This is a genomic window from Actinomadura kijaniata, assembly GCF_014138665.1.
GTDB classification, from domain to species: Bacteria; Actinomycetota; Actinomycetes; order Streptosporangiales; family Streptosporangiaceae; genus Spirillospora; species Spirillospora kijaniata.
This window is the reverse complement of sequence record NZ_JACJIA010000013.1, coordinates 25,529-44,362: the sequence shown is the minus strand read 5'-3', so window position 1 is coordinate 44,362 and position 18,834 is coordinate 25,529. Positions and strand designations below refer to the sequence as shown.

General features: G+C 74.6%; 16 protein-coding genes. 8 read left to right on the top strand and 8 right to left on the bottom strand.

Annotation, left to right across the window (positions count from 1 at the left end; translation table 11 throughout):
• Positions 1-60: 60 nt before the first annotated feature.
• The 6 genes from HNR61_RS36680 to HNR61_RS36655 all read right to left on the bottom strand — a co-directional run bounded on the left by HNR61_RS36680 (position 61) and on the right by HNR61_RS36655 (position 7,561).
• The gene (locus tag HNR61_RS36680; RefSeq protein ID WP_312898275.1) at positions 61-2,106 is read right to left on the bottom strand and encodes a bifunctional copper resistance protein CopD/cytochrome c oxidase assembly protein; all 2,046 of its coding nucleotides are present in this window, start codon (positions 2,104-2,106) and stop codon (positions 61-63) included.
• Positions 2,099-2,728, bottom strand: a complete 630-nt coding sequence (locus HNR61_RS36675; protein WP_182847743.1) for a copper resistance CopC family protein — start codon at positions 2,726-2,728, stop codon at positions 2,099-2,101. The genes HNR61_RS36680 and HNR61_RS36675 overlap by 8 nt, the downstream gene beginning before the upstream one ends.
• A gap of 93 nt (positions 2,729-2,821) precedes the next feature.
• Positions 2,822-4,474 carry an AMP-binding protein gene (locus tag HNR61_RS36670; protein WP_182847742.1) on the bottom strand — a complete coding sequence of 551 codons (1,653 nt, stop codon included), beginning with the start codon at positions 4,472-4,474 and terminating at the stop codon, positions 2,822-2,824.
• A 39-nt stretch (positions 4,475-4,513) separates the two neighbouring features.
• The gene (locus tag HNR61_RS36665; RefSeq protein WP_182847741.1) at positions 4,514-5,782 is read right to left on the bottom strand and encodes a DUF5685 family protein; all 1,269 of its coding nucleotides are present in this window, start codon (positions 5,780-5,782) and stop codon (positions 4,514-4,516) included.
• Positions 5,783-5,896: 114 nt separating this feature from the next.
• Positions 5,897-7,195 (bottom strand): tetratricopeptide repeat protein, encoded by a 1,299-nt coding sequence (locus tag HNR61_RS36660; protein WP_182847740.1) that lies wholly within the window; start codon positions 7,193-7,195, stop codon positions 5,897-5,899.
• Between the two features lie 15 nt (positions 7,196-7,210).
• Positions 7,211-7,561, bottom strand: coding sequence for a PucR family transcriptional regulator (locus HNR61_RS36655; protein ID WP_376770297.1), 351 nt, complete (start codon positions 7,559-7,561; stop codon positions 7,211-7,213).
• A gap of 94 nt (positions 7,562-7,655) precedes the next feature.
• On the opposite strand from HNR61_RS36655, the gene uraH reads away from it, so the two are divergent.
• The 5 genes from uraH to HNR61_RS36630 all read left to right on the top strand — a co-directional run bounded on the left by uraH (position 7,656) and on the right by HNR61_RS36630 (position 12,876).
• Positions 7,656-7,988 (top strand): hydroxyisourate hydrolase, encoded by a 333-nt coding sequence (uraH, locus tag HNR61_RS36650; protein ID WP_067825064.1) that lies wholly within the window; start codon positions 7,656-7,658, stop codon positions 7,986-7,988.
• Positions 7,989-8,114: 126 nt separating this feature from the next.
• Positions 8,115-9,575, top strand: a complete 1,461-nt coding sequence (locus HNR61_RS36645; RefSeq protein WP_084000366.1) for an NCS2 family permease — start codon at positions 8,115-8,117, stop codon at positions 9,573-9,575.
• A 240-nt stretch (positions 9,576-9,815) separates the two neighbouring features.
• A complete protein-coding gene (locus HNR61_RS36640) occupies positions 9,816-10,988 on the top strand; it encodes a glycerate kinase (RefSeq protein ID WP_182847739.1) in 1,173 nt (390 codons plus the stop codon).
• Between the two features lie 136 nt (positions 10,989-11,124).
• Complete coding sequence (gene ald, locus HNR61_RS36635) at positions 11,125-12,240, top strand: alanine dehydrogenase (protein WP_182847738.1); 1,116 nt, start codon at positions 11,125-11,127, stop codon at positions 12,238-12,240.
• Between the two features lie 45 nt (positions 12,241-12,285).
• Positions 12,286-12,876 (top strand): histidine phosphatase family protein, encoded by a 591-nt coding sequence (locus HNR61_RS36630; RefSeq protein WP_182847737.1) that lies wholly within the window; start codon positions 12,286-12,288, stop codon positions 12,874-12,876.
• On the opposite strand, the gene HNR61_RS36625 is transcribed toward HNR61_RS36630, so the two are convergent.
• A complete protein-coding gene (locus HNR61_RS36625; protein WP_182847736.1) occupies positions 12,873-13,571 on the bottom strand; it encodes a TetR/AcrR family transcriptional regulator in 699 nt (232 codons plus the stop codon). The two genes, HNR61_RS36630 and HNR61_RS36625, sit on opposite strands and share 4 nt — an antisense overlap.
• Before the next feature lie 164 nt (positions 13,572-13,735).
• Between HNR61_RS36625 and HNR61_RS36620 the strand changes: the two genes are divergently transcribed.
• Positions 13,736-14,983, top strand: a complete 1,248-nt coding sequence (locus HNR61_RS36620) for an oxygenase MpaB family protein (protein WP_182847735.1) — start codon at positions 13,736-13,738, stop codon at positions 14,981-14,983.
• Here HNR61_RS36620 and HNR61_RS36615 read toward each other — a convergent pair.
• The gene (locus tag HNR61_RS36615) at positions 14,980-16,068 is read right to left on the bottom strand and encodes an Lrp/AsnC family transcriptional regulator (protein WP_182847734.1); all 1,089 of its coding nucleotides are present in this window, start codon (positions 16,066-16,068) and stop codon (positions 14,980-14,982) included. The genes HNR61_RS36620 and HNR61_RS36615 overlap by 4 nt on opposite strands.
• Positions 16,069-16,139: 71 nt before the next feature.
• On the opposite strand from HNR61_RS36615, the gene HNR61_RS36610 reads away from it, so the two are divergent.
• Both HNR61_RS36610 and HNR61_RS36605 read left to right on the top strand, forming a co-directional pair.
• On the top strand, positions 16,140-17,366 hold the full coding sequence (locus tag HNR61_RS36610; RefSeq protein ID WP_182847733.1) for a M20 metallopeptidase family protein: 1,227 nt from the start codon (positions 16,140-16,142) through the stop codon (positions 17,364-17,366).
• A complete protein-coding gene (locus HNR61_RS36605) occupies positions 17,363-18,772 on the top strand; it encodes an MFS transporter (protein WP_182847732.1) in 1,410 nt (469 codons plus the stop codon). Before HNR61_RS36610 ends, HNR61_RS36605 begins: the two co-directional genes overlap by 4 nt.
• Positions 18,773-18,834 lie beyond the last annotated feature (62 nt).

The following is an 18,834-nucleotide window of genomic DNA, read 5'->3' as shown; positions in this document are numbered from 1 at the left end:
GACGGGCCCCCTCCCCCGCACGGGGGATTCACCACGAGGCGCAGCCGCGCGATGTGGTCCTCATTGTTTGTTCTTGCGTTCCTCGTCGCGCTCCGCCAGCTTCGCCAGGCGCGCGTTGTAGGCGGCCAGCTCGTCCTGCTCCGGGGAGTCCTCGCCCCGGGCGGCGGCGCGGTCGGCCTTGCGGTCCTGGCGCCGGGCCTGGCGCTGGTCGTCGAAGAACCACTGGAACGCCAGGAAGAGCAGCACGATGAACGTCGGGATCTCCCCGAAGCCCCAGGCGATCGCGCCGCCGGTGTGCTGGTCCTTGATGATCGAGGTCCCCCAGTCGGGGTGGACGGCGGTGTACCAGGCGCGGGCCAGGGGCTCGCCGAGGTTCATCAGGGCGATGCCGAAGAACGCGTGGAACGGCATCGTGACGAACAGCAGCAGGATCCGCCCCGGGTAGGGCAGCTTGCGGGGGGCGGGGTCCACGCCGATCAGCACCCAGAAGAACAGCGCGCCGGAGGCGAAGAAGTGCACCATCATCGCGATGTGCCCGAGGTGGTTGCGCATCGCGGCCTCGAACAGCGGCGTGAAGTACAGCGCGAACGTCGACACCACGAAGATGATCGTGGCGACGGCCGGGTGCGCGATGACCGCGACGTAGCGGCTGTGCAGGATCGCCGTCAGCCACTCGCGCGGCCCCCGGTCGCCCCGGATCCTGGCGGGCTTGAGGGCGCGCAGCGCCAGGGTGACCGGCGCGCCCGCCACCAGGAAGATCGGCGTGAGCATGTTCAGCACCATGTGCTGGACCATGTGGACGCTGAACAGGATCGGCGCGTACCGGGCGATGCCGGTCTGGGTGACGACCAGGATGGTGAGCAGCCCGACGAACCAGGCGACGGTCCGCATGACCGGCCAGGAGTCGCCGCGCCTGCGCAGGCGGACCACCCCGGCCAGGTAGAGGCCGCCGAGGGCGAGGACCAGCGCCGCGAAGAAGAAGTCGAACGTCCACAGCGTCGCCAGCCGCCCCGGCGTGACGGCCGGCGGCAGGTCGTAGCCGATGAGGGCCTTGACCGGGCTCTCCTCCTCGGCGGGCGCGGGCGGCGCGGTGCGGGCCAGCGCGACCGCCAGGCCCATGGTCGCCGACATGATCGCGGTCTCGACCACGGCGAGCCGGGTGAACGCCCACGGCCTGCGCTCGGCGAGGGCGGGCAGCGTGCGGCCCCGGTGCCACCAGCCGAACACGCCCAGCACGGCGAACAGCACGATCTTGCCGAGGGCCAGCCGCCCGTAGTCCGTGGTCAGCAGCTCGGTCGGGTCGGGCAGGCGGGCGATGACGTTCACCAGGCCGCTGGCGCCGACGACGATGTAGCACCACAGCGCCATCCGGCTGAACCGGTCGGCCATGACGTCCAGGCGGTCGCGCCCGCTGAGCGCGTGGACGCCGACGACGACCAGGCCGCCGACCCACGGCGCGACCGCCATCACGTGCAGCGCGACGCCGGTGACGGCGACCGAGTGGTTGGCGGCCGAGGCCGAGTGGCCGGTCAGCGGGGGCGGCAGCAGCGCGATCACGGCCAGCGCCAGCAGGCCCGCGCCCGCGCCGGGCGTGGCGGCGGTCCGCGCCAGCAGCGCCACCACCACCGACAGCAGCACCACCAGCATCAGCGCGGTGCCCTGCGGAAGCTGGCCGACGTAGCTGCTGAGCTCGCTGCCCGCGACGACCTCGGTGACCGGCTGGCCCAGCACGTCGGAGACGGTGAACACCAGCGTCGCGGCGGCGGCGGCGGCCCAGGCGGCGGCCAGCCACGACGCGGCCCGGACGTAGGCGGTGCCGTCCTCCGACAGCCGGATCGCGCCCCGGCCGCCCTCCAGCGGCAGCAGCGCCACGGCGGCGACCAGCGCGCCGACGGTCACGGCGGCGGTCAGGTCCATCAGCATCCGCGACAGCGGCAGGCCCCAGCGGGTCAGCGCGCCCGCGTCGGCCAGGCCGGGGATGACCTTCTCGGCGACCGCGCCGCCCAGCACCAGCCCGGCCACCAGCACGACGACGGCCGCCGCCAGGGCGGCCGCGCCCGCGGTGACCACGGAGCGGACGACGCGGGGCGCGGTGGCGCTACTCACCCTTGCCGCCCATCGGGTTCCGGCGCTTGGCGCGGAACACGATCAGCATCCCGATGCCGATGCCGAGCAGCCCGCCGATGCCGATCATCACCCAGGTCACGGCGCCGGAGGACTTCCTCTCCGGCGCGCTCGCGGCCTTGGCGGGCGTGCCGTGCGGGGCGGGGGTGGTGGGGGTGGCCGTGGTGGGGGCGCCCGTGGTGGGGGCGCCCGTGGTGGGGGCAGCCGTGGCCCGGCCCTCCTCGGCGGTGAACGCCAGGTCCTCGTTCTGGATCGGGTGCCCGTCCTCGCCGACGACCCGCCAGGCGACGGTGTACCTCCCGGCGGGCAGCGCGCGCTCGAGCGGCTGGGTGACGGTCCGGTCGGACCGCGCGGCGTCCCCGGTCTGGAACTCCTCGCCCTCCTCGTTCCGGACCACGACCTTCGCGGCGCGGATCCGGTCGCTGAACACCAGCGCGACCTCGGTCACGTTCGCGGCGGTGGCGTCCTTGCCGGGCGTGCTGCTGATCAGCCTCGTGTGCGCCGACGCGGGCGCGGCGAACAGGCCGCCGAGGGCGGCCAGGAACACGGCGAGCAGCCCCGCCAGCAACGCGGGCCGCCGCGACGGCATTCTCTTGGTCATCATGGGAGGCCGGAATTCTCCAGATCGGGTCGGACGGGCCTTCCCAACCCTACTTACGCGGCGCGATGCGGGGGGCGGGGGGCGGGAACAGCGCGATCACAGCGTGTCCAGGACGTGGGCGCGGCCGTGGGCGGCGAACGCGGCGTCCCACCCGGCCGCCCGTTCCGGCGTCAGGGGCTCGTAGGCGAGGTCGCGGCCGGGGCGCCACCAGACCCGTCCCGCCGCCTCCCAGCGGGCGCGGCGCAGCGGCCGTTTGTCGACCTTGCCGGTGGCCGTCAGCGGCATCTCCCCGACGATCCGCACGAACCGCGGCGCCCACTTGGTGCCCAGGTCCGGCTGGGCCTCCAGGAACCGCGCGAACCCCTCGGGATCGAACTCCCCGCGCAGCTCCAGGGCCGCCATCACCTGGTCGCCCGTCCGGGGGTCGGGAACGGGGTACACCGCGCACATCACCACCGGGTCCCACCGGGCCAGGACGCGTTCGACGGGCGCGGCGGCGAAGTTCTCGCTGTCCACGCGCAGCCGGTCGGCGCCGCGCCCGGCGAAGTAGAAGTAGCCGTCGGCGTCGCGGTAGCCGAGGTCGCCGCTCCAGTAGCGGCCGTCGCGGACGCGTTCGGCGTCGGCCGCGGGGTCGTCGTAGTAGCCCTCGAACGCGGCGGCGACGTTCAGCCCGACGATCTCGCCGATCGCCTCGCCGGGGTTCAGCAGCCTCCCGTCGGGGCCGAACCGGGCGCGCGGGCACTCCGCGCCGGTGGCGGGGTCGCAGACGGCGACCTCGACGCCGTGCTGGGGCAGGCCGAGGGCGTCGGGCGGCGTCCCGGGGACCTTGTGCAGGGCGATGGCCCCCTCGCTGGAGCCGTAGCCCTCGATGACGCGGCAGCCGAAGCGCGCGGCGAAGCGGGCCATGTCCTGCCCGGACGCCTCGGTCCCGAACGCCGCCCGGAGGGGGTTGCCGGCGTCGCCGGGCCGTTCGGGGGTGGCCAGGATGTAGGCCAGGGCGCGGCCGACGTAGTTGAAGTAGGTCACGCCGTAGCGGCGGACGTCGGGCAGGAAGCCGGAGGCGGAGAAGCGGCGTCGCAGCGCGACGGTCGCGCCGGTCGCGGTGGCCATCGCCAGGTTCGCCATGATCGCGTTGCCGTGGAACAGCGGCATCGCGCAGTAGGTGACCGAGTCGCGGGTGAGCCCCATCAGGTCGGCGCGGGCGGCGATGGCCGCCAGCCTCCCCTGGCCGCACACGACGGCCTTGGGGCGGCCGGTGGAGCCGGAGGTGAACAGCAGCAGCAGCCGGTCGGACGGGGAGATCGCGGCCAGGTCGGGTTCGGGGGCGTCCCCGGTCGCGCGGTGGGCGCCGGTGTCGGTCAGCAGGACGCGGTCGGCGGGGACGCCGGTGTCCAGACCGTCGAGCAGGGCGGCGCGGGCGGTGTCGGTGACGATCAGGTCGCAGTCGGTGTGCCGGATGTCGGCGGCCAGCCCGGCGCCGCGCCGGGTGGGGTTGACCCCGACCAGGGTGGCCCCGGCGAACGCCGCCGCGCCGATCCAGAAGACGTACTCGGGGACGTTCTCCAGCAGCACCCCGACGTGCCGGGGGCGGCCCTCGGGGGCGGGGCACAGCGCGGGGAGCAGGGCGGCCCTGGCGCGGGCCGCCCGGACCACCTCGTCCCAGGTGTGGACCTCGTCCTCGAAGAGCAGGCCCGGACGGGGGTCCCCGGCCCGGGCCGCCAGTACTTCCGCGAAGGTCGCGTTCGCCACGCCGCGAGGCTCTCACCCAAGCGTACGCTTGGTCAAGGATCAGGCGCCGCAGTCGCAGCAGCACCCGTCGCACTTGCAGCAGTCGCAGCACTTGCAGCAGTCGCCGCAGTTACCGCAGTTGGGGCAGTCACAGCAGTCGTCGCAGTGCCGGGTCACCCAGCATCGGTCCTCCCACTTCCTGCCGTGGTACTTGGCCCACTCCGGCTGGTGCAGGCCGCAGGTGGGGCAGGTCGCGAAGCTGAACACCAGGCAGGGCACCGGAAAGGACGGCCGGGGGCCCTTGCGGCCGTGCCCGTGGCCCCCACCGCCGTGTCCCCCGCCGCCGTGGCCGCCGGGCGGAGGCCCCCAGCCGCCGCCCCCGGCCGCGTGCGGCGGCGGGGGCGGGTACGCGCCGTGCCCCTGGTGGCCGTAGGGGTTCTGGTGCCCGTAGGGGCCCTGCGGCGGCGGCCCGCCGGGATAGGCGGCGAAGACCCGGTCCACCGAACGCCGCACCTCGCGGCCCAGCAGCGCGCGGACCAGCCGCCGGTCCTCGAACCCGGCGTCGGCGAGCGCCAGGTGCAGGCCGTGCAGGGCGTCCTCGCAGTGGCGGCGGGCCTCGGCGGGGGTGGTGCCGGTGGCCAGCAGCGGGTTGTAGGCCCCGGCCGCCATGTCCTCGGCGACGTCCTCGACGGCGTCGACCAGGTGCGCCAGGCGGCCGAAGAAGCGGCCCGCCTCGGCGAGGGTCTCGGCGTTGTCCTCCCTGCCCGCCAGGACGGCGGTGTGGGCGAACACGGCGGCGACGGCGGTCTCGGTCGGCTCGGTGAGGTCCAGCAGCGACAGGCCGCTGGCACGTTCCAGCAGGGGCTGGCGGGCGACGGCGTCGCGCAGCACGGCCGGGTCGAAGCCGACGGCCGTGCCGGTGCGCGCCCCGGCGCGGTCCCAGCGGGCCGCCACGCGTTCGGCCGCCGCCGCGACCAGGCGCCGGTCGTAGGGCCCGTCACCGTCGGCGACGTGGTCCCGGGTCTTGCCGGCCGCCAGCAGCAGCGACGCGGCGGCCGCCAGCTGCGCGCCCTGCGCGCGGGCCGAGACGACCTGCGCGGGCTTCATGCCGCGCAGCGCGCAGGGCCCGGCCTTGCGGCGCGGCGACAGGTCCGGGGCCTGCGCCTCGACCAGCACCGACACCAGCAGGCCGTCGTAGTTGGTGACCAGCCGCGCGGACTGGCCGTGCTGGTCGCGCAGTGTCAGGCACAGCCCGCACAGGTGCGCCATCCAGTCCTCGAACAGCGACCCGCACAGGGCATGGCGGCAGGGCCGGACGATTCCAAACATTTACCGAGGACTCCCCTACTCGAACGATCGCGACATTATCCACGGACGCGATCATCGGCGGAGCGGTTCCGTCCGGCCCCGTGCTTCCGGCTGACCCGTGCTCCCGGCGGGCCCCTACACCCCGGCGCAGGTGAGGGCGCGCCGGTAGGCGGCCATCCGGGGCTCGTCGGCGACGTCGGTCTCGGCCAGCAGCTCGGCCAGGTCGAACCACGCCTGCGCGGCCTCGCGGGAGGACTCCATCTCCTCCAGGCAGGTCGCGGCGCGGGTCAGCGACGTCACCGCCTCCTCCCGGCGGCCCTGCCGCACCCGCGCCTCGCCGAGCACCGTCAGCGCGGCGGCGGTCGCCCGGCGCGGGGCCTCGCCCAGCAGGTCCAGGGCCTGGTCGGCCAGCGCGACCGCCTCGGCGGGGCGGCCGAGGGCGGTCTCGGAGCGCGCCAGCTCGGTCAGGCACCGGGCGACGTCGGTCTCGCCCGCCGCGCTCGCGCCGATCTCGACGCGGACCTGGGTGAGCAGCTCGTGGGCCTGCCCGGCGCGGTCGGGGCGGGCGCGCAGCAGCAGCCCGGCGTAGGTGACGCGCAGCCGCGCCAGCGCGCGCGGGTCGTCGTCCTCCCCGGCCAGGGCCAGGGCGCGTTCGGCGAGGGCCACGCCCTCCTCGTACTCGCCGCGCACCTCGGCGACGTAGGCGGCCTCGCGGTAGGCGGCCATCCGGGCGCGCGGGCCGCCGACGCGGTCGGCGCGCTCGACGAGCTGCGCGGCCAGCTGCCGGGCCCGCACCAGGTCGCCGCGCTCGATGAACGCCGCCAGCAGCGCCGCGCCCAGGTGGACGGCCGCGTCGGTGGAGTCGGCCCCGGTCGCCACCAGGTGCCGCAGCGCGTCGTCGGCAACCGCCACGCCCGCGCTGGTGTCGCCGCGTTCGCGCAGGCAGCGGCTGAGCGCGACGTGCACCCGCGCCCAGTGGTCGAGGTCGGCCTCGGCCGACGCCTCGGCGGTCAGGGCGCGCAGCTCCTCGATCGCGTGCTCCAGGTCGCCGGTCGCCTCCAGCGCCAGCGCGTGGCCCCAGCGCGCCTGGTGCAGCATCTCCGGCAGCGCCACCGCGTCGGCGTTGGACAGCACCTCGGCGAACCGGTCGCGCGCCTCGGCCGCCGCGCCGCCCAGCAGCGCGATCTCGGCGTAGTCGAGGGTGACCCGCAGCTCGTCGACCACGTCCTCGCTGACGCCGCTGACCAGATAGGTGGCCGAGCAGTTCAGCTTGGCCGCCAGCAGTTCGATGACGCTGGGCGCCGGCACCCGCTTGTCGCTCTCGATCAGCGAGATGTAGCTGTCGGACAGCTCGGGGAACGCGAGCTGCGCCTGGCTCACCCCCTGCCGCACCCGCAGCGCACGGATCCGCTGCCCGAGAGTCTCCCGATCCATCCTTCGACCACCCGCCTACGAGGTCCCCGCCGGGCGCGTCGCGCGCAGGGCGAGGAAGAAATCGACTCGATCTTCCAGTGTGCCGAGATCCCGCCCGGTCAGCTCCTCTATTCGGCGGATTCGGTACCGAAGTGTGTTCACATGGACATGCAGCCGTGCCGCCGTCCGGTTCCAGGAGCCCGAACAGGCCAGGAAGACCTCCAGGGTGTGCACGAGTTCGGCGTTGCGTCCGCCGTCGTACTCCTCCAGCGGGCCGAGCAGCCGGTCGCGGAACGAACGGCGCACCCGCTCGGGCACGGCGGCCAGCAGCAGCGCGTACGAGTCCACCGTGCCGCCGGTCATCCCCGCCAACTCTCGCGTTCGCACCACGGCAGGCTATAGCGGACCGTTTTCGGCGGTGGCGCGGCCCCTCCCCGCGCCGCTGCCGAAAAGGGCGCGCGACTGCTGCTGTACTTACGGCATGACTGTGTCCACGCACGTCCTCGACACCCGGATCGGCCGGCCCGCCGTCCGCATGCCGATCCGGCTCGACCGCTACGAAGAGGACACCTGGCAGCCCCTCGCCGAGGGGGAGACCGACGACGGCGGCCGCTGGAGCGTTCCGGACGAGGCGCCCGGCGGGGCCGGGCTCTACCGGCTGCGGTTCGGCACCGGCCGCTACTTCGCGGCGCTCGGCGGCGAGACCTTCTACCCCGAGATCGCCGTCATCTTCAACGCTCCCGACCCCGGCGAGCACCACCACGTGCCGCTGCTGCTGAGCCCGTTCGGCTACTCCACCTACCGCGGCAGCTGAGGCGCGCGGGGCCGGAAGGGGCGGCCGGGCGCCCACGGGGCCACCGGTTCGGGCGCGGCGGATCACGGGCAGTTACCCTGTGCTGGCCAAATTCACGATCATGAAGCTGGATTCGGAGTCCGCCCGATGTCGCACACCACGACCGCCGAACCCGGGGACACCCCCTCCCCCGCCCCGGGTCCGCGCGGCCCGCTGGACCGGTTCTTCGACCTGACCGGCCGGGGCACCACCGTCGCCCGCGAGCTGCGCGGCGGGGTCACCACGTTCTTCGCGATGGCCTACATCATCCTGCTGAACCCGATCATCCTGGGCGGCGCGAAGGACGTCACCGGGGCGACCCTGTCGATCCCGCAGCTCACCACCATGACGGCACTGTCGGCGGCGATCGCGACCGTGGTGATGGGCCTGGTCGGCAACGCCCCGATGGCCCTGGCGGCGGGCCTCGGCATCAACGCGGTGGTCGCCTTCCAGGCCGCTCCCGTGATGACCTGGCCGCAGGCCATGGGCCTGGTGGTGATCGAAGGTGTGATCATCGTGCTGCTGGCGCTGACCGGCGTGCGCGAGCTGATCATGAACGCGATCCCGCTCGCCCTCAAGCACGCCATCGCCGCCGGCATCGGCGCGTTCATCGCCCTGGTCGGCCTGGTCGACGCCGGGTTCGTCACCTCCAGCGCCACCGCGCCGCCGCTGTCGCTGGGCGTCGGCGGGAAGCTGTCGACCTGGCCCGTGGCCGTGTTCGCGTTCTCGCTGGTGCTGATGATCGTGCTGTACGTGCGGCGGGTGCCCGGCTCGATCCTGCTGAGCATCGTCGCCGCCACCGTCCTCGCCGTCGTCATCCACGCGAACGCCTCCGTCCCCGCCAAGGGCCCCGGCTCGTGGGGCGTGGTCACCCCCGAGCTGCCCGACCGCCTGTTCGCCATGCCCGACTTCGGGCTGTTCGGCCGGGTGGACCTGTTCGGCGGGTTCGGCCGCGCCGGGTTCGTCACCGCCCTGGTCGTGCTGTTCACCCTGGTCCTGTCGGGTTTCTTCGACGCGATGGGCACCATCCTCGGCATCAGCGACGAGGCGGGACTGCTCGACGAGAAGGGCCGCGTCCCCAACCTGGGCCGCGTGCTGACCGTGGACGGGATCTCGGCCGCGTTCGGGGGTGTCACCTCCTCCTCGGCCAACACCGTGTTCGTGGAGTCGGCGGCGGGCGTCGGCGAGGGCGCGCGCACCGGCCTGGCCAACCTCGCGACCGGCGCGCTGTTCGGGGTGACGCTGTTCCTCACCCCGCTGGCGGCGGTGGTGCCCGCCCAGGCCGCCGCGCCCGCGCTGGTGCTGGTCGGCGCGCTGATGATGGCGCAGGTCGCCAAGCTCGACTGGGCCGACCTCGGCATCGCGATCCCGGCGTTCCTGACCGTGGTGTTCATGCCGTTCACCTACTCGATCACCAACGGCATCGGCGCGGGCGTCGTCTCCTACGCCCTGATCAGGGCCGCCCAGGGCCGCGCCCGCGACGTGAACTGGCTGCTGTGGGTGGTGGCCGCCGTCTTCCTCGTCTACTTCGGCCTGAACGTGGTCGAGCAGGTCCTCGGCGTCCGCTAGGCCGCCGCGCCCCGCCGGACCGCCGACGCCCCCTCCCCTTCCGGGAGGGGGCGTCCTTCGTTGGAAAATCACCTACGGGGACGGGAGGCGGACCCTACGCTGGGGGACCGGGTCGCGGGCGCGGCGGCCGGTCACGGACTTTCTCCCTCACATCGAGGTCAGGCCCCTGTGAGAAAGTGCCGTGATGACGTAAACAGAAGACAGGGACTTACCCCCATGGCGTGAAAGGCGTGGCTGCCGGTGTTCGCGGACGATCATTGCGCCCCCTCCCCGCGCGGTCACGTCCTGCTCGCGCCGGACCGGTTCCGGGGCGCGCTGGAGGCCGCCGAGGTCGCCCGGCACCTGGCGGCCGGGCTGCGGCGCCAGCGGCCCGAGCTGCCCGTGCTGGCCGCGCCCGTCGCCGACGGCGGGGAGGGCACCGTGAACGCCGCCGTCGCCGCGGGCTGGCGGCGCGTCCCGGTGGAGGTGTGCGGGCCCACCGGGCGTCCGGTCACCGCCGCGCTGGCGCTGAACGGCGACACCGCCATCGTCGAGCTCGCCGAGGCCGCCGGCGCGCGGCGGGTGCCCGGCGGCGAGCCCCAGCCGTTCGGCGGCACCAGCCTGGGGGCCGGGCAGCTCATGGCGCACGCGGTGCGGCTGGGGGTCCGGCGGATCGTGCTGGGCGTCGGGGACGCCGCCTGCGCCGACGGCGGCGCGGGCCTGGTGCAGGGCCTGGGCGGGCGGCTGCTGGACGCCCTGGGCCGCGACCTGCCGCCCGGCGGGACGGCGCTGCGCTCGCTGCACGCGCTGGACCTGCGCGGGCTGCCCGACCTGTCGCGGATCGAGGTGATCCTGGCGGCCGACGGCGCCGGGCCGCTGGTGGGGCGCGGCGGCACCGCCATGACGCAGGGGCTCCGGCTGGGGGCCGGGCGGGAGGAGGCCCGGGCGCTGGACGCCGGGCTGCGGCGGTGGGCCGACCTGGCGGAGGCCGCGGTGCGCCGTCCCGCCCGCGAGCGCGCCGGGGCCGGGGCGGGGGGCGGCGCGGGGTTCGCGGCGCTGGCGTTCCTGGGCGCCAAGAACGAGCCGGGCGTGACGTTCATGCTCGACCTGTTCGGGTTCGCGGAGAAGGCGCGCGACGCCCGGCTGGTCGTCACCGGCGAGGGGTCGCTGGACGTGCGGGCGCTGCGCGGCGGCGCCTCGGCCACCGTGGCGCGGGCCGCCGCGCGGGCCGGGACGCCCGTGGTGGCGGTCACCGAACGCCGGAGCCTGACCGGCGAGCGGCTGCGCCGCGCCCGCATCCAGGCCGCCTACACCCTGACCGACATCGAACGCGACCTGGACCGCTGCCGGCGCCAGGCCGGGTCCCTGCTGGAGCAGCTCACCGTGGCCATCGCCGCCGAGTGGCTGCCGCCCGCGCGCGCCGCGGCCCGATGACCTTCCCCCGCTTTACATACTGTCAGGCATAGCGGGAATACGTGTACAAACTGAACGTGGCCGGGAGGTCCCCACAGGCCGCACCCTGAAGGCGTACGTCCAGGAGAAGGTCCTGGTCAGCGCAACGGAGGGCACAATGAAGGTCGGCGTACCCCGCGAGATCAAGAACCACGAGTACCGGGTGGCGATCACCCCGGCGGGGGTGCACGAGCTGACCCGGCACGGCCACGAGGTCTTCGTCGAGCGCGGCGCCGGTGAGGGCTCCGCCATCCTCGACGACGACTACACCTCGGCCGGCGCCAAGATCCTGGACGGCGCGGACGAGGTCTGGGCCGAGGGCGACCTGATCCTGAAGGTCAAGGAGCCGATCGCCGACGAGTACCACCGGATGCGCCAAGGCCAGACCCTGTTCACCTACCTGCACCTGGCCGCCTCGCGCGAGTGCACCGACGCCCTGCTGGAGGCGGGCGTCACCGCCGTCGCCTACGAGACCGTCCAGCTGCCGAACCGGTCGCTGCCGCTGCTGGCCCCGATGTCGGAGGTCGCGGGCCGCCTCGCCCCGCAGGTCGGCGCCTACAACCTGATGCGCTTCAACGGCGGACGCGGCGTGCTGCCCGGCGGCGTGCCCGGCGTGGCCCCCGCCAAGGTCGTGGTGCTGGGCGGCGGCGTGTCCGGGCTGAACGCCGCGCAGATCGCCGTCGGCATGGGCGCCGACGTCACCATCCTGGACATCAACGTCGACCGGCTGCGCCAGATCGACGCCATCTACCAGGGCCGCCTGAAGACGCTGGTGTCCAACGCCTACACGGTCGAGCAGCAGTGCCGCGAGGCCGACCTGGTGATCGGCGCGGTGCTGATCCCCGGCGCGAAGGCCCCCAAGCTGGTCTCCAACGAGCTGGTGTCGCGCATGAAGCCCGGCTCGGTGCTGGTCGACATCGCCATCGACCAGGGCGGCTGCTTCGCCGACTCGCGTCCCACCACGCACGCCGACCCCACCTACAAGGTGCACGAGTCGGTCTTCTACTGCGTGGCCAACATGCCGGGTTCGGTGCCCAACACCTCCACCTACGCCCTGACCAACGTGACCCTGCCGTACGCCGTGCAGATCGCGAACAAGGGCTGGAAGGACGCGCTGCGCGACGACCCCGCGCTGGCGCTCGGCCTGAACACCCACGACGGCGCGCTCACCTACGCCCAGGTGGCCGAGGCCCACGGCCTGGACCACGTGAACCTGGCCGACGTGCTCGCCTGACCGTTTCCCGATCATGTTCCCCCGTGGCCCCGTACAGTGGGGGCCATGGGGGAACTGATCGTTCTGCGCCACGGCGAGACCGAGTGGAGCCGCGCCCGGCGGCACACCGGCCGCACCGACCTGCCGTTGACCGAGCGCGGCGAGGAGCAGGCCCGTTCGCTGGTGCCGCTGGTGGCCGGGCGGGACATCACGCGGGTGGTCACCAGCCCCGCCGAACGCGCCCGCCGCACCGCCGAGCTGGCCGGGCTGCGGATCGACGCCACCGATCCCGACCTGTGGGAGTGGGACTACGGCGGTTACGAGGGCATCACCAGCGCGGAGATCCGCGAGCGGCGGCCCGGCTGGTACCTGTGGGACGACGGCGTGGTCCCCGGTGACGCCGACCACCCCGGCGAGGCCGTCGGGCGGGTCGGGGAGCGCGTGGACGCCGCCCTCGCCCGCGTGCGGCCCCTGCTGGAGGACGGCGACGTCGCCCTGGTCGCCCACGGCCACCTGCTGCGGATCCTCACCGCCCGCTGGCTGGGTCTGGAGCCGGCGCTGGGCCGCCTGTTCGCCCTGGACACCGGGACGATGTCCACGCTCGGCACCGAGCACGGCCGGCCCGTGATCACCTCCTGGAACGTCCCGCCCGGCTAGGGCGTCCCCTCCGGCGCCGCCGGGGGTTCCAGCATGGGCACGAGGAACCGCCGCGCCAGCGCGGTCAGCTGCCCGTCGTCGTCGAGGTCGACCAGGTGGCTGGGGATCGCCAGGAACGAGCCGGAGACCCGGACCATCATCTCGGCCACGTGGTCGATGTCCAGGTCGCCGGAGACGTGGCCCGCGCGCTGCTCGCGGCGGAGCTGGCCCGCGACGAACTGCCGCACGGTGGCGAGGGTCCGCCCCCCGTCGTTGACCATGGAGGCCACCAGCAGGTCCGGCTCGGTGGCGATCAGGCCGCCGATCAGCGGGTTGCCCCGGATGGCGCGCAGCGAGCTCACGAAGCCCAGCACCACCCGGTCGGCGGCGGTCTCGGCCTGCCGGATCTCGACGAGGAACCGGTCGAAGTACCGGCGGAACTCCCGCCGCACCACCTGTTCGACCAGCGTGTCCTTGGTGGCGAACCGCCGGTAGACCGTGATCCGCGAGACCCCGGCGCGGCGGGCCACGTCCTCCATGGTGGACCGCTGGATGCCCATCCGGCAGAACTGCTCGTAGGCCGCGTCGAGGATGCGCGCGCGGGTCTCGTCCGCGTCGTCCACCCGTGCGACGGCGTCGGTGTAGGCGCGTTCGAGCAGCGACTCCGAGCCCTCCGGGCCCGAGGCGCCCATGAGGGCGGACAGCGCAGGTTCCACGTTCTCCTCCTGAGACGACCCATTCTGCCCTGACCGCCGTCACAACGGGTCTTGTGGCGCTCCCCGCGGTGTGCTGTCATGGCACTGCCGCGACTGATACACGGATGCAGTTCATGTATCAGCGTATCGCACAGCCGCTCTCGGCCCCGAGGAGGAGCGAAGGCATGGACAGACCCAGCAGACGTAACGTGTTGGTGGCGGGCGGGACGCTCGGCGCGGTCGGCGCGCTCGGCGCCGCGTCGCCCGCGCAGGCGGCCGCACTGTGGACGTGGTCGCCCAAGGGCTCGGTGGCGGGCGCCGGGGAGGGCGCCGACCCGCGGGGGGTGTGGGACCCCGAGGCCGACCGGCTGGTCGCCTCGCTGCTCGACCGGGGCGAGGTGCCGAAGGTCAACCGGCTGCTGCGGACCTGGACCAAGAACGGCCAGCCGCTGCCCGCCGGGCTGCCCGCGGACCTGCGCGACTTCATGGAACGGGCCAGGCGGCTGCCGTCCTGGGCCGACCGGGGCAAGCTCGCCACCGCGGTCGACTTCAACGAGAAGCGGGGGCTCTACCTCGGCGTCACCTACGGCTTCGCCAGCGGGATGATGAGCACGGTCATCCCCCGGGAGGCGCGCGCGGTCTACTACTCCAAGGGCGGCGCGGACATGCGGGACCGCATCACCAAGACCGCCAAGCTCGGGTACGACATCGGGACGTCCAACGCCTACAGGCCCGACGGCGAGATGGTCGTGACCTGCGTCAAGACCCGCCTGGCGCACGCGGGGGTGCGCCACCTGCTGCCGCGGTCCGCCCACTGGTCCAAGGTCGCCGACGAGAGGGTCCCGATCAGCCAGGCCGACATGATGGTCACCTGGCACAGCCTGCCCACGACCGTCATGCAGAACCTGGTCAAGTGGAAGGTGCCGATCCCGGCCGCCGAGTCCGAGGCGTTCCTGCACTCCTGGCAGGTGGCCGCGCACATGCTCGGCATCCGCGACGAGTACATCCCCAGGTCGTGGGAGGAGGCCAACGCCCAGGCCAAGCAGGTCCTGGACCCGATCCTGGCGCCGACGCCCGAGGGGATCAAGCTGGCCGACATGCTGCTCAACCTCGGCTCCACCATCGACGGCGGCATCCTCAGCAAGCCCATCCTCGGCTCGCTCACCCGCTACGTGCTCGGCGACGAGATCGCCGACTGGCTGAAGATCCGCCGGGACCCGCTGTGGGACCCGGTGTTCGAGACGGCCTGGGAGCCCTTCATCGCCGTCCGCGAGGGCCTGCTGTCCCTGGAGAAGGCGCCGGGGGCCCTGCAGAAGGCGTACTGGGCCTTCGACGAGATCCTCCGCCTGGGCGCCCTGCTCGTGCTGTCCGAGGGCGACCTGCCGATCAGCATCGAGATCCCGGTGACCAACAACCCGAACCACCCCGGCTAGCGGGCCGGGCCTCCGTCCCGGGCCGGGCCGGTGCGCAGCCGTCCGAGCAGCGCGCCGAGCTCGGCCTCGGCCGCCGCGTCGTCCCAGGCCCAGAACGGCACCGACCGCAGGTGCCGCCCCTGCGGGTCCAGCACGTGCCCCGCCAGCTTCATCGGCCACAGCGTCACCGCGCGGTCGGTCACGGTGAGCTGCGGGAACCGGCGGACCAGGGCCGTCTCGAACGCCTGCGCCCGGTCCACCGACCGCAGCCACACCGTGAACACCACGTTGTCGGAGCCCGACAGCGAGGCGCACATGCGCGTCTCGCGCAGCCCCGCCAGCAGCGCCGCGATCCGCGACACGTCGCCGGGCGGGGCGGTCCCCCACAGGTACACCGCGACCGGCCAGCCCGACGCGAACCGGGCGACCTCGCAGCGGTACAGCAGCGCGCCCGCCGCGTCCATGCGGGCCAGGCGGCGGCGCACGGTCGTCGGGCTGAGGCCGGTGCGGGCGGCCAGCTCCGCCACCGGCGCCCGGCAGTCCTCGCCCAGCAGCCGCAGCAGCTCCCGGTCGTCCTCGGTGACGGCCCGGCCGCGTTCGCGGGAACGCCCGCGGTCCAGCAGCCCGCGCTGCCGGTCGTCCAGCCGCTCCAGCCGCCACCGGCTGCCCTCGGTGTGCAGGGCGGTCGCGATCTGCGTGCGGGTCGCGGCGATCCCCGCGATCCGGCCCAGCCGGAACCCCACGTACCGCGCCAGCTCGGCCTGGTCGCGCAGGACCACCGTCAGCAGCAGGTCCCGGCCGCCGGTCACGTGCTCCACGTTGAACACGTGCGGGTCCTCCACCAGCTCGGCCGCCACCTCGTGCAGCCGCCCGGCCACGCAGTCCACCTCGACGAACGCCACCACCGGCGAGACCCCCTCGACCGCCAGCGGCACGCACGTCTGCCACGCCAGCCCCGCCGCCGTCAGCCGCGCCCAGCGGCGCGCCGCGGTGGAGGCGTCCACGCCCAGCACCGCGCCGATCCGCCGCCAGTCCGCGCGCGGCGCGTGCTGCAACGCGGTCACCAGGATGTGGTCCAGGTCGTCGAGGGTGGCGTTTCCCTGCATTCGATCACGCTTTCACGGTGCTTCCGGGCGTCTGCCGGGCCCTGATGGCCCGGCTGCCGCACCCTACCCGCATGTCCGTCTACGAGAACGCCCGTGAGCTGGGCGAAGAGCTGTCGGAGCTGCGCCGCGCCCTGCACCGGGAACCCGAGCTCGGCCTGGACCTGCCGCGCACCCAGGGGAGGGTGCTGGCCGCCCTGGACGGCCTGCCGCTGGAGATCTCCACGGGGAAGGCCCTGACATCGGTGACCGCCGTGCTGCGCGGCGGCCGCCGGGACGCGCGGGGGCCCGGCCGAGCGCCCGCCGTGCTGCTGCGCGGCGACATGGACGCCCTGCCCGTCCAGGAGGACACCGGCCTGGACTACGCCTCGCGGATGCCCGGCGCGATGCACGCCTGCGGCCACGACCTGCACGTGGCCGGGCTGGTCGGCGCGGCCCGGCTGCTGGCCGGCCGGCGCGCCGAGCTGCCCGGCGACGTGGTGTTCATGTTCCAGCCCGGCGAGGAGGGCATGGGCGGCGCCAAGATCATGATCGACGAGGGCGTGCTGGACGCGGCCGGTGACCGGGTGGTCGCCGCCTACGGCCTGCATGTGTTCTCCACCGTGCTGCCGCGGGGCGTGGCCGTGACCCGGCCCGGCCCGGTGCTGGCCGCCTCCGACGCCGTCACGGTCACCGTGCGCGGCCGGGGCGGGCACGGCTCCTCCCCGCACGCCGCCAAGGACCCGGTCACCGCCGTCGCCGCCATGGTCACCGCGCTCCAGACCATGGTCACCCGCGATCTGGACGCCCTCGACCCGGCCGTGGTCACCGTCGGCTCGCTGCACGCCGGGTCCGCCGGGAACGTCATCCCCGAGACCGCCGTGTTCGAGGCCACCGTCCGGTCGTTCTCCGAGGACGCCCGCCGCCGCGTGCGCGCCGGGATCGAGCGGGTGCTGCGGGGGATCGCCGCCGCGCACGACGTCGCGGTCGACATCGACCACGTCGAGCAGTACCCGGTCACCGTCAACGACGGGGCCGAGGCCGCGTTCGCCCTCGACACCGCCCGGGACCTGTTCGGCGGCGCCCGCGCGGTCGAGGCGCCGCGCCCGATGAGCGGGTCGGAGGACTTCTCGTTCGTCCTCCGGCACGTGCCCGGCGCGTTCCTGGGCCTCGGCGCGTGCCCGCCCGGCGTCGACCCGGCCACCGCGCCGATGAACCACTCCCCGCGGGCGGTGTTCGACGACGCGGTGCTGCCCGACGCCGCCGCGCTCCTCGCCGAGCTGGCCGCCCGCCGCCTGGACCGGGCGGAGGCGACCCCGTGACCGCCACCGCGCGCCCGGCCGTCCCGCCACCGGCCGGACCGCCGGTCGGGTCGGTCACCGCCGTCGTCGGCCTGCTGGTGCTGTTCGAGGTGGTCAGCGGGTTCCTCCAGGCCGGGATCGCGCCGATGCTGCCGGGCATCGGCCGGGAGCTGGGCGTCTCCGACTCCGCCCTCACCTGGGTCATCTCGGTCCAGCTGCTGGGCGCGGCGGTCTGCGTGCCCGCGTTCGGGCGGCTGGGCGACCTGTACGGGCACCGCCGGATGCTGCGGATCGCCCTGGTCAGCGTCGCGGTCGGGGCGGTGCTGGTGGCCGCCGCGCCGAACTTCGCGGTGCTGCTGCTCGGCCGGGCCCTCCAGGGCCCCCTGGCGGCGCTGCTGCCGCTGGAGATCGCGCTGGTCAGCGACCGGCTCCCGGTGGCGATGGCGCGGCGCGCCATCGCCCGCCTGGTCGGCGCGCTGACCCTGGGCAGCCTGCTCGGCGCCCTCGGCATGGGCCTCGCCGACGAGGCGCTGGGCGACGTGCGGGCGGCCCTGTGGGTCCCGGCGGCGCTCGCCCTGGTCTGCGTGCCGGTGTCGTTCGTGGCGGTGCCCGAGTCGGTGCGGCGCGGCGGCGGACGCGTGGACTGGCCCGGCGTGTCCCTGCTGAGCCTGACGATGATCGCCCTGCTGGCCGGGGTGTCGGGCGCCGAGCGCGGCGGCTGGCTGTCGGCCGGGACGCTGGGCCCGCTCGCCCTCGGCGCGCTGCTGCTGGCCGCGTGGGTCGTGGTGGAGCTGCGGTCCGCCGAGCCCCTGGTCGACCTGCGGGCCATGGCGGGACGGCACGTCGCGCCGTTCTACGCCACCTCGTTCGCGTTCGGCATCGTCTACTTCGGCAGCCAGTCGCCCAACGCCACGTTCCTGGCCACCGACCCGGCCGAGGGGTACGGGTTCGGGATGTCGGCGCTGTCGATCGCGTTGGTGACGCTGCCCGCCACGGTCGCGGCGATGCTGGCCTCGACGCTGCTGCCGCGCGTCGCGGCCCGCACCGGCTACCGCCGGGCGCTGGTCGGCTCGTTCGCCCTGGTGGCGGCCGGGTTCGGCGGGTTCGCGGCGTTCCACGGGGCGCTGTGGCCACTGGTGGTCAGCCTGCTGCTGGCGGGCGTGGGCCTGGGCGCGTCGCTCAGCGCGATGCCCACCGTGATCGTGGAGGCGTCCGACCCGTCCCGCACCGGCGTCGCCGCCGCCCTGTACAACAACGTCAAGACCCTGGGCGGGGCCGTCGCGGGCGGCGTGTTCGGCAGCCTGCTCAGCGGGATCGGCGGGCAGGGCGGCTACGTCGCGGTCTGGCTGGCCGGGGCCGCCGGTGCGCTGGTGGCCGCCGGATGCGCGATGATCGCTCGACGGCAGGAAACGGGCGCGACCGTATAGGATACCCCCAGGGGGGTTTACCCCCGGGGTGTCCCCCCGAGCTCGACGCCCCCGGCAGCGAT

Excerpts from the sequence above, each read along its gene's own strand:
- HNR61_RS36675 (WP_182847743.1), bottom strand. The coding sequence starts at position 2,728 with ATGATGACCAAGAGAATGCCGTCGCGGCGGCCCGCGTTGCTGGCGGGG.
- HNR61_RS36665 (WP_182847741.1), bottom strand. The coding sequence starts at position 5,782 with ATGTTTGGAATCGTCCGGCCCTGCCGCCATGCCCTGTGCGGGTCGCTG.
- HNR61_RS36660 (WP_182847740.1), bottom strand. The coding sequence starts at position 7,195 with ATGGATCGGGAGACTCTCGGGCAGCGGATCCGTGCGCTGCGGGTGCGG.
- uraH (WP_067825064.1), top strand. The coding sequence starts at position 7,656 with ATGACTGTGTCCACGCACGTCCTCGACACCCGGATCGGCCGGCCCGCC.
- HNR61_RS36645 (WP_084000366.1), top strand. The coding sequence starts at position 8,115 with ATGTCGCACACCACGACCGCCGAACCCGGGGACACCCCCTCCCCCGCC.
- ald (WP_182847738.1), top strand. The coding sequence starts at position 11,125 with ATGAAGGTCGGCGTACCCCGCGAGATCAAGAACCACGAGTACCGGGTG.
- HNR61_RS36630 (WP_182847737.1), top strand. The coding sequence starts at position 12,286 with ATGGGGGAACTGATCGTTCTGCGCCACGGCGAGACCGAGTGGAGCCGC.
- HNR61_RS36620 (WP_182847735.1), top strand. The coding sequence starts at position 13,736 with ATGGACAGACCCAGCAGACGTAACGTGTTGGTGGCGGGCGGGACGCTC.
- HNR61_RS36615 (WP_182847734.1), bottom strand. The coding sequence starts at position 16,068 with ATGCAGGGAAACGCCACCCTCGACGACCTGGACCACATCCTGGTGACC.
- HNR61_RS36610 (WP_182847733.1), top strand. The coding sequence starts at position 16,140 with ATGTCCGTCTACGAGAACGCCCGTGAGCTGGGCGAAGAGCTGTCGGAG.